Raw genomic sequence first — 16,873 nt, forward strand, 5'->3', positions numbered from 1 at the left:
TACAACTTACTGCTCTATTAACTTGATTGGGCTTCAAGATTTAAAGCTTTGGCATTCTCTTTGAACGCCTGTAAGTCTTGAATAAATTTCACCCTTAGGTTTCTGACCTATATCATCGACATGGATACCAGTGTGCTACCGATTATTATCTTATTACCGCTCATACTCGGCACCACCCTAATCCCATACTTGCACCGTATTTCACGTGGCATGGCTGCGATTGGGGCGATTGGCATCAGTCTGAGTTGTTTTATTTTACTGTTAACTCAGGCATCAACAGTTCTTCAAGGCAATGCCTTACTACAAAGCTGGGAATGGCTACCACAGTTAGGTATTAATTTAAGTTTCCGCCTAGATGCCTTAGGTTTATTGTTTGGTCTGCTGATTAGCGGTATCGGCACCCTTATTTTTATATATGCCTATTATTATCTCAGTCCTAAAAACTCCCTGAGTAAACTTTATCAATTATTGATGTTGTTTATGGCAGCGATGTTGGGGATTTCTTTTTCTAACAATCTCATTTTATTGTTGGTTTTTTGGGAACTTACCAGTATTTCGTCCTTCTTGCTGGTGGGTTACTGGAGTCAATACGATGCAGCTCAACGTGGCGCACGTATGGCACTCACTATTACAGGTATGGGTGGTCTAGCAATGCTAGGTGGTTTTGTTCTATTGGGACAAATCACAGGAACCTACCAAATCGATCAATTGGTATTGATGAAAGATGTGATTCAACAGCATGAACTCTTCGTACCAACTTTATTACTGATTTTACTTGGTGCATTTACCAAAAGCGCACAGTTCCCATTTCACTTTTGGTTACCCAATGCGATGGCTGCACCAACACCTGTTTCGGCCTATCTTCACTCAGCGACGATGGTTAAAGCAGGTATTTTCTTACTCGCTCGTTTAGCACCTATTTTTATTGGTGCAGCGTTGTATCACAATATCGTAACTTTTGTCGGTCTGTTTACCCTCTGTATGGCTGCTGGTTTTGCCATTTTCAAAGAAGATTTAAAAGGTCTCTTGGCATACTCCACCATCAGTCACTTAGGTCTGATCGTGTGTCTACTCGGTATCGGTTCGCCCCTTGCAGTTGCGGCTGCCATTTTCCATATCATCAACCATGCAACCTTTAAGGCAGCATTGTTCATGATTGCAGGTATCATTGACCACGAAACAGGAACACGTGACCTGCGTAAACTCAGTGGGATTTGGCAACTACTCCCATTTACCGCAACACTGACCATGATCACAGCAGCATCAATGGCAGGCGTTCCGCTGACCAATGGTTTCCTTTCCAAAGAAATGTTCTTTACGGAGTTGTTGGCAAACTTGTCAGGCCCAGTCATGTTGGTTTCAGCTGTGATTGCAACTCTTGCCGGTATTTTTGCGGTGAGTTATTCAATCCGCTTAGTCCATGGTGTGTTTTTCGATGGCGAGATTGGTAAACAAGTTCCGCATAAAGATGCTCACGAGCCTCATATTGGTATGCGTTTACCTGCCATTATTCTTGCTGTGCTTTGTATTTTGGTTGGTATCTTCCCTGCACTGCTGGCAGAAACCTTTGTCAATAGCGTTACACGCGCAAGCTTAGCTCAACCTGAGTTTGCTGGCACACATCTGGCGATTTGGCATGGTGTGAATGCGCCGTTAATTATGAGTTTAATCGCTCTCGTCGGTGGTACGATCTTTTATTTTGCACTCGCGAAAGATGGCCGTATTCGCAAAATTGATTTGGATCCTCATTTGGGTAAATGGCAAGGAAAAGTATTATTTGAACTGTTCCTAAAACATTTATTACTCACAAGCCGTAAAATCAAACAAAAAACTGAGACTGGTTCATTACAGCTCTATCTACTTTTAATCGTACTGTTCAGCATTGTGATGGTCGCAATACCTTTGTTCAATCAAGGTTTAACCACAGGTACGCGTGAGCTTAATCACGCACCTTGGGCAGCGATCGTGCTTTGGTTGATACTGTTCTCTGGCTGTTGGATGATGTTGTGGTTCCATCACGAACGGATCAAAGCCATTCTCATCAGTGGTGCAGTTGGTTTAGTCGTGACAATGGCGTTTATCGGTTTATCTGCGCCAGATCTAGCTTTAACCCAAATCACGGTAGATGTCGTTACTACGATTCTATTGTTAATGAGCTTGTCTTTATTGCCGCAGTTAACACCGTATGAATCTACCCGACCACGTCGTTGGAGAGATGCGAGTCTTGCAATTGCAGGTGGTTTAGGCATTGGTTGGATTACGTGGCTATTGCTTACCCGCGAACATAATTCAATCTCATGGTTCTTCTTACAGCAATCCATCCCACTAGGAGGCGGTTCTAACGTCGTCAACGTGATTCTCGTCGATTTCCGTGGTTTCGATACCTTCGGTGAGATTGCTGTTCTTGGTATTGCTGCGATTGGTGCTTTATGTCTCATGGATGGTATGCGTGCGCATGGTACGACCGTGACTCAAGGTCTTACCTATCGTTTCAACCCATCTCCGCTCATGTTACGTATTGCAGCGTCGTGGATCCTACCACTTGCCTTGGTGATCAGTGTCTACATCTTTCTGCGTGGGCATAACTACCCAGGAGGCGGATTCATTGCAGGTCTAGTCACCTCAATGGCAATCATTATTCAGTATATTGCGTTGGGGCAGGATCAAACAGAACGCATGCTTAAAGCCAAATCTGGACGGTTGTACGAAATTTGGATTGGCTCAGGCTTAATGATTGCTGGCTTGACAGGTGTTGGTGCATGGTTCTGGGCACGCCCATTCCTCACCAGCGCACATATCTACGTAGAGCCACCATTGATTGGAAAAATGCATTTAGCTTCTGCATTGCCATTTGACTTAGGGGTTTATATCACCGTAGTCGGTGCCACCATGCTGTTGATTTCGGTCCTAGGTGACTCGCGTCACTCTGGTATGTCTGGACCAATCCCAAGTGGAGACAAATAATATGCTTAGTATTGAATTTTTACTCGCTTCTGGAATTGGTTTACTGATTGCGACCGGAATTTATCTGATTCTGCGTGCTAGAACATTCCCTGTGGTTCTCGGGCTGGTCATGATTGGCTATGCCGTTAACTTATTTTTATTTGCAATGGGACGAACCCAAGTCAATGCACCTGCAGTGCTGACTGAAACGGCAAGAGTTTCTGACCCTTTACCACAAGCACTCGTACTCACTGCTATTGTGATCGGCTTTGCGACAACAGCATTTATCGTGCAACTTGCTTTACGCAGTCGCTATGAGTCGGGGTCAGACCATGTTGACTCCAAAGAAGAAGCAACCTTGACTTATGAACCACGTGAGGATGAGCCATAATGTTTGATTTCTACCACTTCTGGCAGACTCATACTCCAATTCTTAGTATCTTAATTCCTGCTTTTACGAGCTTTTTGTTATTAATATTGGGCAATCCTGGTTCAGGGTCTTTAAAACAAGATTGGCGACAACCTTGGCGACGTGGCATCAGTCTGGTTTCTGTTATTTTAGGATTGATCACAGCACTAAGTTATTTAGTGATTGCCAATACTGGACAAATCACCGTTTACCAGATGGGTGAATGGTCGGCACCATTTGGTATCGTATTGGTCCTTGATCGCTTATCCGCATTTATGTTGGCGTTGACCTATGCACTTGCTGTACCTGTGCTGTGGTATGCCAGCGCAAACTGGGATACACGTGGTCGTTATTTCCATGCCATGTTCCATTTCTTGCTTATGGGGATTTCAGGCGCCTTCTTAACAGGTGACTTGTTTAACCTATTTGTCTTCTTCGAAATTTTATTGATGGCGTCGTATGTACTCCTGTTGCATGGTCAAGGTCGTCAACGTTTTCAGCTCGGTGTTCATTACGTCACAATCAACTTACTCGCCTCTGCCCTTTTTCTTGTTGGTTTAGGAATGATTTATGGCAGCGTAGGAAGTTTGAATATGGCGGATGTTGGTCGCCTGATGTCAACTTTAGATAGCGATCAACATAAACTGGCAATTGCTGGTGGCTTAATCTTGTTTGTGGTGTTTGGAATTAAAGCCGCAATGCTTCCTGTTGGATTTTGGCTACCAAAAACTTATGCTGTTGCCAGCACGCCTGTTGCAGCGATCTTTACCATCATGACCAAAGTCGGAATTTATGCCATTTTACGTGTAAATGGCACGGTCTTTGATGATGCCATGGCACAAAGCATTTTTAAGAACTGTTTAATGGTAATTGGTCTAATTACTTCGATTTATGGGGTAATTGGTGCGCTCGGTGCGGATCGTTTACGCCGCTTTGTTGGCTTTATGGTCCTGTCGTCAATTGGTACACTCTTGATTGCAATTGCGATGTTTAATACGCAAGCATGGTCAGCCGCATTGTACTATGTTGTTCACAGTACGTTAATTGCTGCTGCATTCTACCTGTTTTGTGGTTGGATCACTTCTCAACGAGGAGCATTCAAAGATCACTTAAAAGTCTCGCCAAAGATGAAACAGGAAAAAGCGGCTGCATTTACCTACTTTACGATTGCGCTCATGATGGCAGGTCTACCACCATTTAGTGGTTTCTTAGGCAAAGTTTTTATATTGCAAGCAACAGCAGAAAGTCCTTATCAAGCGTGGATTATTGCCATCGTATTGATCGTGAGCTTACTGAGTATTATTGCCTTTACCCGTGTCGGTTTCATTCTTTTCTGGCGTGCGAGCGCACCTGAACAGAACGCGAAAGAGCCTGCACATGCTGAATATTTGGCACTACCAGAGGTTGCACCAAACCGCAATGATAAAGCCATTTATCTATTACTCGCTGGTTTGATGGCATATGTGGTATTTGCCTCACCAATTCAGCAATATGCCGTTGCGACAGCACAGCAAATTCAAGACCACGCACTTTATAATGAAGCCATCTTGAAAAAGGATTCTCAAGGACGCGCGATCAGCGTACAACCTTTTGATCCAAGCTATATTCCTGAAACAAAATATGGCGGTGAAGTTGAAGATCACAATGCGATACTCATCCCTGATGTGATTTCAAAAGCCAGCTTACAAGGCGAACATATTTCTGAGTATAAGCAACGTCAAATTGCTGAACAGATTTTAGAAGCCCCTACGATTCCAAATGAAGCCCAGCTCAAGCCAATGGAGGAACACTAATGCAAAAACTTAATTTGCTTCATCGTTGTTTTCCACATCCATTTGTCTCGTGCTTGGTTTTTGTCAGTTGGTTAATGTTGGCAAATAGCGTACATATATCGAGTCTTACATTTGCCTTCATATTAGCCGTAATCATTCCAGTGTTGGTGCGACCTTTTATCGCCTACACCCCGCGTATTCAGTTTGGGGCAGCAATCAAACTGTTCTTTGTGGTGCTATGGGATATTGTGATTTCAAATTTCCGTGTCGCAAGAATGGTGTTGGGTCCAATGAAAAAATTGCAACCCAAATGGTATCGTGTTCCTTTAGACACTGAACATGAACAAGTCAACACTTTACTCGCGATGATTATCACCACGACACCAGGTACGGTTTCTGCAGGAATCGATCAAGAACGTGGTGATATTCTTGTTCATGCACTTAACTGTGAGGATACAGAGGTTGATGTTCAAGAAATTAAAAAGCGTTATGAAATGCCTTTAATTGAAATCTTCAGCGCGAAGATACCAGAGGGAGCGAGCAAATGACTATTTTACCGTATGCACTGGGTATTGGTTTGATTACAATCACCATTTCCATGTTCATGTGTTTGATCCGTCTAATTGCAGGCCCGTCTGTGATTGATCGTTTGCTTGCACTGGACACATTATTCCTCAATGCGACATGTCTTATTGTACTATTAGGAATTTACTGGGCCAGTACCAATTTCTTTGAAGGCGCTCTTTTGGTTGCAATGCTTGGTTTTGTTTCTACCGCTGCACTTGCTCGTTATTTCACAACTGGGCATGTGATTGATTAAGGAGATAAATCATGCAACTTACCGTAGAAATCATCATTTCTTTTTTTGTGGTATTTGGCGCATTTTTTATGTTAGTCGGATCAATTGGTATGATCCGTTTACCCGACTTATTTATGCGTCTTCATGCGCCAACTAAAGCAAGTACATTGGGCTTAGGTAGCTTTTTGATTGCAGCAATAGTATTCGGCGCTGCTCATGGTCGTTTTGGCGCTGCTGAATTGCTGATTACCTTCTTTGCATTTATCACAGCACCTGTATCTGCAAATTTAATGGCACAAGCAGCAATCCATTTACGCTTACGTTCAAATAGTGGAGACGTCCCTGAAGCCTTGAATCGCCCGCTTCCTTGGCAGCATTATCGTCGTAAAAAAGATTAATCTTTTACAAACGAATCTAAGTCAAAAAAGACCAACTTTAGTTGGTCTTTTTATTTCAGATATATCAAAACAAGAGACTTTTTTTACATATCCACTATCGTACCTTGGATTCAAAGGGTCTGTTATTTTATTAAAATCATCAATATTAACCCACAATCTGTTAGCAAGATTCGCAACTTTAGTTAAACTATTAGCAATATTATGATTCGTACTCTTAACAAATAAACCATAAGTATCTTGCACTAAAAGAATAAATGATCTAATCGCTTCTTTTGGGCTACTCCCACTATTATTAAATTCTGACCATAAATTATTAACAGCACTTACTGTTGTAAATAAATCACCTCCAGCAGCCTGACTATTTATTTCAAATTTGGTTTTTGCAGAATTTAAAACATTACCAATCGTTGACATATTAATCCCCATTAATATTAGAATACACCTAAATAATCATAAATAAATATTTTTCTCACTACATAAAGATCTATTTTTATGTATTTAACCTTATGACACCCATAAACATTATCGCTTAAGCTCCCATAAAACTCCCTCTGCTTGTAACTAAACGGGAAACCTTTAGCATATACCCCCCTATCAGAAAATGAATACTTATCTATAACAATATAGTAACCATTACTATATTTTGACTTATACACACCATCATAATAAGCACAAGCCTCCAATATATTTCTTTGATCTTTTGCTTTATATACAGCAATTTTTTCAAACCCCCAAACACTCATATAAAAACCAAAAATCATCAAAAAAATCACCCCATAAACTATCACACTATAATAAATAGGATTTACTTTAAGATATTCATAATAATTTTTTGATAACACCATTATTCTCCAAAAATAAAATCTAGATTATTTTTCTAAAATAATTTTTTAGGCCTCACTTTCTCTACTACACTAAATAAACTAAACGTTTGATTCACATAATTCACCACACCTGAAATCTGATCCATATAATGCATAAGTTCAGGTGTTTTCTCAGCATGAAGTAGTTTTATAGTACGTGATGGATCATAACCATCAAACTGACAGTAAAATAAAGGTTCACCTCGTTTTAGAATTAAATCTTTTGAAGTGTCATGCCATTCAAATGCCCACATCAATGGTCGAGGCCAAATGTGAATCGGAAAACGTCCACCAAAGATCGTGCCTGGTAGCGGGTTCTTACGGTAATGCCCAAAAGCATCCAATTGAGTGAGATACACCACTTCATCTGCAATAAAGCAATACGGAAGTTTCAGTTGTAAGATTGGGACTTGAGATGTACGCCATTCATTTTCATTGACATTTGTTTCAGCTTTTCTTCTGCAATATTTTACGCTGACTTACTTCTTTTTCATACAAAACAGTCTGTATATGTTTTTGATTTAGATAGCAAAATTTCTTTTAAATGAGTACTCATTCTCTTTAATTATTCTTAATTTTCTTAAAAATACAATCTACCAGTCATCCCAAAAAACTCATGTATTAAAAAGCCACCCGAAGGTGGCTTTTTAAACTTATTCTTTATCTTGCTCTTTTTCCGGCAAATCCTTGACAGCTTCAGCAATCAAACCAAACATATAATTGCCATAAGCATTGGTTTTGTCATAGTGAAAACGCAAGCGAGGTGTGATACGGGTTTTAATACGACGACTCAATTCATGACGCAAGAAACCTGATGCTTTATTCAATACATCTAAAGTTTCTTTATTCGCTGCTTCACTTTGATCATCACCAAGCTCACGTCCCATTACGGTTACATAAACTTCAGCATATCCCATATCAGCACTAACTTTCACGGCTGAGATGGTCACTAGACCACCCAGGCGTGGATCTTTAAGCTCTTGACGGATCAGCTCAGACAACTCACGTTGTACCGAATCCGCCATGCGCTTCAAGCGTTGGCTACCCGCCATTAAAGACTCCGTTTAACCAATTGGACATCATAAACCTCGATCTTATCGAGTTCTTTGATGTCGTTATAACCTTTCACAGCAAGACCACATTCCATACCAGCACGAACTTCTTCAACCACGTCCTTATAACGACGTAGAGACTCAAGTTCACCTTGGAACACAACCACGTCATCACGTAAGACACGGATTGGCTTGTTACGGTGAATCACACCTTCCATCACCATACAGCCTGCTGCTGCACCAAACTTGCTAGAACGGAACACTTCACGTACTTGCGCAACACCCAAGATCGTTTCACGATGTTCAGGAGCAAGCTTACCGCTCATTGCCGCTTTTACGTCATCAATCAATTGATAGATGATGCTGTAGTAACGAATATCAATACCATCTTGATCAGACTTCTGACGTGCTGTGTTATCTGCACGTACGTTGAAGCCTAACAATACTGCTTCTGAAGATTCAGCAAGCGTCACATCAGACTCAGTAATCGCACCAACACCTGAACCGATTACGCGTACTTTCACTTCATCAGTAGAAAGTTCATCAAGCGCAACATGCAATGCCTCTAAAGTACCACGTACATCAGTTTTAAGCACAACATTCACAGTTGGAACATCTTTCTTGCCCATCGATGCCATGATGTTTTCTAAACGCATTGCGCTTGCACGCTCAAGACGTTTTTGACGCTCACGGTCAGCACGCGCATCAGCCACTTCACGAGCTTTCTTCTCATCATTCACGACAAGAACTTCATCACCCGCCATTGGCGCTTCTGGTAAACCTAAGATTTCAACAGGAATAGATGGCCCCGCTGTCGTGATACGTTGACCATTTTCATCAGACATCGCACGTACACGACCATAAGATGAACCTGCCAATACAAGATCACCAATGTTCAATGTACCGTTTTGTACAAGAATCGAAGTTACTGCGCCACGACCTTTGTCAACACGCGCTTCGATGACAACACCTTGTGCAGCACCTTCAGCAGAAGCTTTAAGCTCCATCAACTCAGATTGAATCAAGATCAAATCAAGTAATTCATCAATACCTTGACCTGAGTGCGCTGATACTTTAGCGATTGGAACATCACCGCCCCACTCTTCAGGTACGATACCTTTGGTGGTCAATTCATTTAATACGCGATCTGGATCAGCAGACTCTTTATCCATCTTGTTGATTGCAACAATGATCGGCGTACCCGCAGCACGCGCATGATCAATGGCTTCCGCAGTTTGTGGCATCACACCATCATCAGCAGCGACAACAAGAACAACGATATCAGTCGCTTTGGCACCACGTGAACGCATTGAAGTAAACGCCGCGTGTCCTGGAGTATCTAAGAAAGTAATAATTCCTTTCTCAGTTTCAACATGATAAGCACCGATATGCTGCGTAATACCACCTGCTTCACCCGCTGCCACTTTCGAACGACGGATACGATCCAATAATGACGTTTTACCATGGTCGACGTGACCCATGATGGTGACGACTGGAGGACGAGTGGTTTGCTCGCCACGCGCTTCTTCAGCAGCTTCAAGCAAGTTATCTTCTGCTTGTGTATCAGAAACTAGAATTGGGTTATGGCCTAACTCTTCAACCACCAATACTGCTGTATCTTGGTCAATCGATTGGTTCTGAGTGACAAGCTCACCCATTTTCATGAGCATCTTGATGACTTCGCGGACTTTAACCGCCATTTTCTGTGCTAAATCAGCCACAACAATCGTTGAACCAATTTCCACATCATAAACTTGTTTCTTAACCGGTTTTTCAAAACCATGTTTGTTTGACTGACTGGTTTTTAAGCCACGTTTGTGATGTGTACGGTTAAAGCTTTGCTCTTCTTGGTTATTACGACCACCTTTCTTCTGACCACGTGTGTTGCTTGCGCCACCACGTTTGATTTCACGGTCTTCTTGATTAAAGGAATCTTCATAAGCCTGACCAACAAGACCAGCAGCCAATGGTGAATCATCAATCACACGAATCGTAGTCGTTGCATCATCACTTGAATATTTCGATGCCATTTTACGCATCTGTTCAAGTGTACGCTGTTGAGCTTCTTCAGCCGCTTTGCGACGTACTGCTTCTTCAGTCGCTTTCAACTGAGCAGCTTGTGCTTCACGTGCTTTCTTTTGCTCTGCAGTTTCTGTTGGTTTCACAACAGGTGCTTTAATTACTTTATCGCTGTTACGCTTTTTCACAACCACTGCAGTTTTAGCAGGTGCTTGTGTAGCGCTATCAGAAGTGTGTGCCGCACGCATTGCTTCTAGCGTTGCATTGGCTTTCTGTTCAGCTTGATTACGTGCTTTTTGTTCAGCTTCTGCACGTGAACTCTGTTCTACGCGTGCTTTTGCTTCCGCTTCTGCGCGCGCTTTTGCTTCTGCAGCAATTAATTCTGGATTTGGCTTTGCAAAAACTTGCTTCTTACGAACTTCAACATTAATGCTTTTTGCTTTACCCGATGTACTGGTTACTTTAGCAGTACTCGTTGTTTTACGTTTCAACGCGATCTTTCCTGTGTTACCACTTTCTTGACCATGAACTTTTTTCAAATAATTGACCAAAGTATCTTGCTGTTCAGTGGTAATAATGTCATCTGCTTTACGCTGTGGTAGACCTGCTTCGCGAACCTGCTCTAGGAGTTTCTCTACAGGACGTTCTACGCTGAGCGCTAACTCTTGAATCGACTTGTCCGTCATCTATTATCTCCTAGTTAAACCATGATTCACGTGCTTTCATAATCAATTGACCCGCTTTGTCATGCCCTAAACCTTCGATATCAGAAATATCGTCAGTTGCTTGGTCAGCCAAGTCATCAACTGTAATCACACCACGTGCCGCCAATGCATATGCAATCTCAGTGGTCATACCATCCATACCGAGAAGTTCTGCGCTTGGCTCTTGAATATTTTCTTGCTGTTTCAACGCATCCGTTAAAGCAGCTTCTTTCGCACGACTCTGCAACAATTCAACTAAATCGGCATCAAGCTCAATCTCATCAAATGTTTCTGCTGGTACATAAGCGATCTCTTCTAATGAAGTGAAGCCCATTTCAACCAACGCCATTGCCAAGTCTTCTTCAATATCTAAACGTGATACAAACATATCGAGATATTGTTGTGCTTCATTTTGCTGACGAGCACGATACTCTTCTTCTAACATCATGTCGAGTTTATAACCCGTTAACTCAGATGCTAAGCGAACATTTTGTCCTTGCGAACCAATCGCACGCGCTAACTGATCATTGGTCGCGAAAATGATATCTGCACTGCGTGCATCTTCATCAAGCACGATACCTGATACATCTGCCGGCTCTAAAGCACTTGCAATATACTGCGCTGGATCGTCAGACCATACCACCACGTCAATACGTTCGCCATTGAGTTCTTGCTGTACCGCTTGGATACGTGTACCACGCATACCAATACATGCACCCACTGGATCAATACGGTGATCATTGGTTTTGACAGCAATTTTAGCACGTACACCTGGTTGACGTGCAGCCGCTTTGATTTCAATGATCTCTTCAGAAATTTCAGGAATTTCTTTTTTCATCAACGCGATCAACATTTCAGGACGAGCACGTGACAGTAATAACTGTGCACCACGACCTTCACGATTTACATTATATAAGATCGCATTGATACGTTGCTTAGGACGCAAGATTTCTTTGTGAATGGTTTCTTCACGTGCCAAATACGCTTCAGCGTTGTCACCTAGATCAATGATAAAGCCATCTTTAGTTTGCTTTTTCACTTCACCATAAATCAATTCGCCAACTTTTGACTCATACGCATCCGCAACCAACGCACGTTCAGCTTCACGAATTTTTTGTACAATCACTTGTTTTGCAATTTGTGCAGCAATACGACCGAATTCAATCGATTCGACTTCAAGCTCACGCACATCACCAATCGACCACTGTGCAGGGTCTACATCAGAAATCGCATCTTGGCATGCAGGCATTTCATGATCTTCATCTGCAACGACAGTCCATTGACGGAATGTACGGTAATCACCTGTTTTACGGTCAATCTCAACACGGAGTTGAGCTTCTTCTGCATGTGTATTTTCGTAAAACTTTTTCTTCGTCGCTGCAACTAGGGCTTGCTCTAATGCTTGGAAGATCGCCTCACGACTAACACCTTTTTCATTACTAACCGTCTCTGCAACGGTAAGAATTTCACGGCCCATAAGTCACCTACCGATTTCTTATAAAATTAAGTTAATATTAGTCTTGATAGATTAAATTTGCTTTATCAATATTATGACTATCAATTTCAAGCACTTGACCACCCTCTACTTCCACCTGAATCATTTCATTTTCCAGATCAACAGAAAGTAACTTCGCTTGGAATTTACGACGGTTTTCGACAGCAGCAATTAATCGTAAAGCAACTTGTTGTCCAATATACCCAGACATTTGTGACAACTGAAAGAATGGACGATCCCAACCTGGTGAAGAGACTTCCAAAGCATATTCACCTGAAATCGGATCATGGACATCCAGCATAGCACCCACTTGTTGTGTCACTAGTACACAATCCTGAACACCAATACCTCGCCCTTCTTCAACTTCGCCATCTTCATTCAGAACTGGTTCTGCATTTTCATCGATCGCTTTATCGATATAAATGCGTAGTAATGAGCGTTTACCTTGTGGTAGAAATTCAATTCCCCACAAATCTACATCACAGGCAGCAACCGCTGGTGCGATTAGATCAAATAGTGCTTGAGATTTATTTGATAGTTTCATTTACTCTCGTTGCTCTCATGCGAGCCAATCAATAACCGTATAGTGAACACGATAATTTGATCTTGCGCCGTATCCGGCTCATATCGACACTACACGATAGCTAAACAACCAATAAAAAAGGGCGTAACCGCCCCTATGTTACACAGAAAACTGAAGTCCACTGTGCAAAAAGGCCCACCTTATTGTGAGCCTCTTTTTAGAAACTTGGTAGCGGGAGCTGGATTTGAACCAACGACCTTCGGGTTATGAGCCCGACGAGCTACCAGACTGCTCCATCCCGCATCAACGTGCAAAATTATATACAATTATGAAAAAAAGTCAATTTGAGTTTTCTTCACCATTGCTTGATTAAGTTGCACCTTAATCAAATGGTAGCGGGAGCTGGATTTGAACCAACGACCTTCGGGTTATGAGCCCGACGAGCTACCAGACTGCTCCATCCCGCATCAACAAATCACTGCATACACCAAACTTACTGGTTATTAAGCTTGGTGCGGAAGGGGGGACTTGAACCCCCACGCCCGAAAGCACTACCACCTCAAGGTAGCGTGTCTACCAATTCCACCACCACCGCAGCTTTCTTTGTGGGACGCATTCTATTCCTTTAATTCAAAAAAGGAAAGTGCTAATTCGACTTATTCTGTCGTTTTCGGTGCATTTGATGAAGTTTCAGTCGATGCGGCTGGAACTGAGCTAGAACTTTGAACAGTTTTTAAGCTATAGGCATCCGTCGTACTTTTTTTCGCCATGACAGCCAATGAAAGACTGGTCACAAAGAATATAGCCGTAAAAATTGCAGTCAAACGTGTCAAGAAGTTTCCAGCGCCAGAAGCGCCAAATACAGTCGCCGCACCGCCACCACCAAATGATGCTCCTGCTTCAGCACCTTTACCTTGTTGTACTAAGACCAAAGCAATAATCAGAATTGCTAAAATAATGTGTACAACGAGTATAAAACTATACATCTCTATTCCTCGTTATTTGCTTTGCGCAAATGCTTTTGCGATTTGGTAAAAAGACTGTGCATTTAAAGATGCACCACCCACCAAAGCACCGTCAATATCTGGGCAAGCCGCAAGCTCAACCGCATTTTCTGCTTTTACACTACCACCATATAGGATTGCAATATTTGCACCCGACGATGTGATTTGCTTCAAACCTTCACGAATTTTAGCATGCATGGCCTGCGCATCTGCTGGTGAAGCAGTTTTACCCGTACCAATCGCCCAAATCGGCTCATAAGCAATCACAACATTTTTCCACTGTTCTGCTTGCACAACAGGCGCGATATCACAGATTTGTTGCAATACCACTTGCTCAGCAAGTCCCTGCTCACGTTGCTCTAAACTTTCACCCACACAATAAATCACGGTTAAACCCGCATTCAAAGCGTTTTGTAACTTTGCTTTTAAAATTGCAACATCATCACCAAATAATTCACGGCGTTCAGAATGCCCAACCAACACAAATTCAATTGCGCTATCTTTTAAAAGCTCGGCACTGACTTCACCCGTATAAGCACCTGTTCCAGCAACACGAGAAACATCTTGTGCTACCGTATAAATCGGTCGAGCAGCATCTTTTAACTGAGTTTGAATTTGAGTTAATGCGATTGAAATCGGTGCAACGCCGATATGACATTTTGTAGGATCAATGGCTTGCTGTTGTAATAACTGCTTAAATTCTTGTACTAATTGGACAGCATTCGCATGCATTGGATTCATTTTCCAATTACCGACAACCCATGGGGTAATAGTCGAATTCGACATACTTCGCCTACCTTAATGTTAATTTCTCAAAAATGCTGCATATTTTACACGGATTTTTATAAAATTCAGTTTTTTTCTATTGTTTAAATTTAAATCAGAGCAAAACCTCCTCTTGATCCATTAAAAGGAGACAACACATTTTGAGTATTTCTAATGGCGAATCTCTGAAATAAAACACAAATTTTAGGTTTGGCTTTTTTATCTTGTTGTGAATATCGAATACAACAAACAAAATTAATTGACAAAAAACTCGATTAGTTCAAAGTTTTAGCAATGAATCAAGTCAAAAACGACACTTTCTCTAGTAGTATTTTTGCATAACAAAAGTATAATTTTTAGGATACATATTATAAACATTTTGATATAAGGCGGACAGATGTCAGGATTACATACGTCTCCAAAATTTTCGGGGTTTATTCGACGGTTAGTCGAAGATGGTCATATGTCTGCATCGACAATGCAAACTGCAATCGATACAGCAAAAAAAACACAACAAGATATTGTTGGATATTTAATTGAACATCATCGTATCTCTCAACTGACCATTGCAGAGTCAATCTCGGCAGAGTTTGGCGAACCTATTTTTGATTTAGCTGTTTTTGATACTGCTTTATTACCTCGTGAGCTTGCTGACAGCAAATTAATTCAAAAGCATCGGGTTGCCCCTCTCATTCAACGCGGACAAATTCTTTATGTCGCGACAAGCAATCCAACCAATATTGATGCGCTTGATGCGATGCGATTTAACACCAAACTCAATATTGAACCGATTATCGTCGAACATAGTAAACTTGAAAAACTGATTGAACAGCAGTTTGGTGACTCTGGAAGTTTTGATTTTGGTGACAGTGAAGACTTTGACTTAGATATTGATGTCAGCCAAGATTCGCAAAAAGATGAAAGTGATGAAACGCCTCAAGGGGATGAATCACCAATTGTAAAATACATCAACAAGTTACTGATTGATGCCATTCGCATGGGTGCGTCTGATCTACATTTTGAACCCTATGAAAAAACCTATCGTGTTCGTTATCGCGTAGATGGTGTCTTAAGACAAATTGCGACGCCACCGTTGCAAATGGCAAATCGCTTAGCTTCCCGTTTAAAAGTCATGTCTCAAATGGACATTTCTGAAAAACGAATGCCGCAAGATGGTCGTATTAAGCTCAAACTTTCGAAAACCAAAGCGATTGACTTTCGTGTCAACTCACTGCCTACCCTATTTGGTGAAAAGCTAGTACTCCGTATTCTGGATCCTTCCAGCGCGATGCTCGGAATTGAGGCACTCGGTTACGAGGATGAACAAAAAGCTCTATTTATGGAGGCGCTTGAAAAACCTCAAGGCATGCTGTTAATTACTGGCCCAACAGGTTCTGGTAAAACTGTGTCGTTATATACAGGTCTCAACATTCTAAATACTGAAGACACCAATATTTCTACTGCTGAAGACCCAGTGGAGATTAACTTAGAAGGAATCAATCAGGTTAACGTCAATACTAAGACAGGCCTTACCTTCTCTGCCGCGCTGAAAGCATTCTTACGTCAAGATCCAGACATTATCATGGTCGGTGAGATTCGTGACCTAGAAACAGCAGAAATTGCAATCAAGGCTGCTCAAACGGGTCATATGGTGATGTCCACGCTACATACCAATAGTGCACCTGAAACACTGACGCGTTTACGCAATATGGGCGTTCCCTCTTTCAATATCGCAACTTCGGTCAATCTTGTGATTGCACAACGCTTAGCCCGTCGTTTATGCTCACACTGTAAAGCACCCATAGAGATCCCCAAACAAAGCTTATTAGAACTCGGCTTTACTGAACAGGATTTAGCTGACCCTGAATTGCAAATCTTTCAACCAGTCGGCTGCTCAGAATGTCGTGAAGGCTATAAAGGCCGTGTCGGTATCTATGAGGTCATGAAGGTGACGCCTGAGATCTCTAAAATTATTATGGAGGATGGCAATGCTTTACAAATCGCAGCAGCATCAGAAAAAGCAGGATTTAATAATTTAAGACGCTCAGGTTTAAAGAAAGTCATGCAAGGCATTACCTCATTGCAAGAAATTAACCGCGTCACAAGTGAATAAAATTAATAAAAAGG

The 16,873-nt window shown here is 41.8% G+C and carries 15 protein-coding genes, 3 tRNA genes and 1 pseudogene; 7 read left to right on the forward strand and 12 right to left on the reverse strand.

Annotation, left to right across the window (positions count from 1 at the left end; translation table 11 throughout):
• Positions 1 to 120 precede the first annotated feature (120 nt).
• The 6 genes from DS737_RS14310 to DS737_RS14335 are packed head-to-tail and all read left to right on the forward strand — an operon-like array spanning position 121 to position 6,321.
• Positions 121 to 2,964 carry a monovalent cation/H+ antiporter subunit A gene (locus DS737_RS14310; protein ID WP_113997812.1) on the forward strand — a complete coding sequence of 948 codons (2,844 nt, stop codon included), beginning with the start codon at positions 121 to 123 and terminating at the stop codon, positions 2,962 to 2,964.
• Position 2,965: 1 nt separating this feature from the next.
• Entirely contained in the window at positions 2,966 to 3,334 is a 369-nt protein-coding gene (locus DS737_RS14315; RefSeq protein WP_005083834.1) for a Na+/H+ antiporter subunit C, read from the forward strand.
• Entirely contained in the window at positions 3,334 to 5,145 is a 1,812-nt protein-coding gene (locus DS737_RS14320) for a monovalent cation/H+ antiporter subunit D (RefSeq protein ID WP_113997813.1), read from the forward strand. The genes DS737_RS14315 and DS737_RS14320 overlap by 1 nt, the downstream gene beginning before the upstream one ends.
• The gene (locus DS737_RS14325) at positions 5,145 to 5,672 is read left to right on the forward strand and encodes a Na+/H+ antiporter subunit E (protein WP_004637698.1); all 528 of its coding nucleotides are present in this window, start codon (positions 5,145 to 5,147) and stop codon (positions 5,670 to 5,672) included. The genes DS737_RS14320 and DS737_RS14325 overlap by 1 nt, the downstream gene beginning before the upstream one ends.
• Complete coding sequence (locus DS737_RS14330; protein WP_004637697.1) at positions 5,669 to 5,944, forward strand: monovalent cation/H+ antiporter subunit F; 276 nt, start codon at positions 5,669 to 5,671, stop codon at positions 5,942 to 5,944. The genes DS737_RS14325 and DS737_RS14330 overlap by 4 nt, the downstream gene beginning before the upstream one ends.
• Positions 5,945 to 5,955: 11 nt before the next feature.
• Complete coding sequence (locus DS737_RS14335; protein ID WP_100834112.1) at positions 5,956 to 6,321, forward strand: Na+/H+ antiporter subunit G; 366 nt, start codon at positions 5,956 to 5,958, stop codon at positions 6,319 to 6,321.
• Positions 6,322 to 6,342: 21 nt separating this feature from the next.
• On the opposite strand, the gene DS737_RS14340 is transcribed toward DS737_RS14335, so the two are convergent.
• The 12 genes and pseudogenes from DS737_RS14340 to tpiA all read right to left on the reverse strand — a co-directional run bounded on the left by DS737_RS14340 (position 6,343) and on the right by tpiA (position 14,767).
• Positions 6,343 to 6,735, reverse strand: coding sequence for a hypothetical protein (locus DS737_RS14340; protein ID WP_113997814.1), 393 nt, complete (start codon positions 6,733 to 6,735; stop codon positions 6,343 to 6,345).
• A 17-nt stretch (positions 6,736 to 6,752) separates the two neighbouring features.
• On the reverse strand, positions 6,753 to 7,166 hold the full coding sequence (locus DS737_RS14345) for a hypothetical protein (RefSeq protein ID WP_113997815.1): 414 nt from the start codon (positions 7,164 to 7,166) through the stop codon (positions 6,753 to 6,755).
• 32 nt (positions 7,167 to 7,198) lie between these two features.
• A pseudogene (locus tag DS737_RS14350) lies at positions 7,199 to 7,642 on the reverse strand (hypothetical protein); the annotation flags it as partial.
• A gap of 195 nt (positions 7,643 to 7,837) precedes the next feature.
• The gene (locus DS737_RS14355) at positions 7,838 to 8,236 is read right to left on the reverse strand and encodes a ribosome-binding factor A (protein WP_113997816.1); all 399 of its coding nucleotides are present in this window, start codon (positions 8,234 to 8,236) and stop codon (positions 7,838 to 7,840) included.
• Complete coding sequence (gene infB, locus DS737_RS14360) at positions 8,236 to 10,941, reverse strand: translation initiation factor IF-2 (RefSeq protein ID WP_004637690.1); 2,706 nt, start codon at positions 10,939 to 10,941, stop codon at positions 8,236 to 8,238. The genes DS737_RS14355 and infB overlap by 1 nt, the downstream gene beginning before the upstream one ends.
• 10 nt (positions 10,942 to 10,951) lie before the next feature.
• Entirely contained in the window at positions 10,952 to 12,436 is a 1,485-nt protein-coding gene (gene nusA / locus DS737_RS14365) for a transcription termination factor NusA (RefSeq protein WP_004637688.1), read from the reverse strand.
• Between the two features lie 37 nt (positions 12,437 to 12,473).
• The gene (gene rimP, locus DS737_RS14370) at positions 12,474 to 12,998 is read right to left on the reverse strand and encodes a ribosome maturation factor RimP (protein WP_005083847.1); all 525 of its coding nucleotides are present in this window, start codon (positions 12,996 to 12,998) and stop codon (positions 12,474 to 12,476) included.
• Positions 12,999 to 13,203: 205 nt separating this feature from the next.
• A tRNA-Met gene (locus DS737_RS14375) sits at positions 13,204 to 13,280 on the reverse strand.
• Positions 13,281 to 13,367: 87 nt separating this feature from the next.
• A tRNA-Met gene (locus DS737_RS14380) sits at positions 13,368 to 13,444 on the reverse strand.
• A gap of 43 nt (positions 13,445 to 13,487) precedes the next feature.
• Positions 13,488 to 13,572, reverse strand: a tRNA-Leu gene (locus DS737_RS14385).
• 61 nt (positions 13,573 to 13,633) lie between these two features.
• Positions 13,634 to 13,963 carry a preprotein translocase subunit SecG gene (gene secG, locus DS737_RS14390; protein WP_004637686.1) on the reverse strand — a complete coding sequence of 110 codons (330 nt, stop codon included), beginning with the start codon at positions 13,961 to 13,963 and terminating at the stop codon, positions 13,634 to 13,636.
• A 12-nt stretch (positions 13,964 to 13,975) separates the two neighbouring features.
• Positions 13,976 to 14,767, reverse strand: a complete 792-nt coding sequence (tpiA, locus tag DS737_RS14395; protein WP_005088004.1) for a triose-phosphate isomerase — start codon at positions 14,765 to 14,767, stop codon at positions 13,976 to 13,978.
• Positions 14,768 to 15,143: 376 nt separating this feature from the next.
• On the opposite strand from tpiA, the gene pilB reads away from it, so the two are divergent.
• The gene (gene pilB / locus DS737_RS14400) at positions 15,144 to 16,859 is read left to right on the forward strand and encodes a type IV-A pilus assembly ATPase PilB (protein WP_005083851.1); all 1,716 of its coding nucleotides are present in this window, start codon (positions 15,144 to 15,146) and stop codon (positions 16,857 to 16,859) included.
• Positions 16,860 to 16,873: the final 14 nt, after the last annotated feature.

The organism is Acinetobacter haemolyticus, from assembly GCF_003323815.1.
Taxonomy (GTDB): domain Bacteria; phylum Pseudomonadota; class Gammaproteobacteria; order Pseudomonadales; family Moraxellaceae; genus Acinetobacter; species Acinetobacter haemolyticus.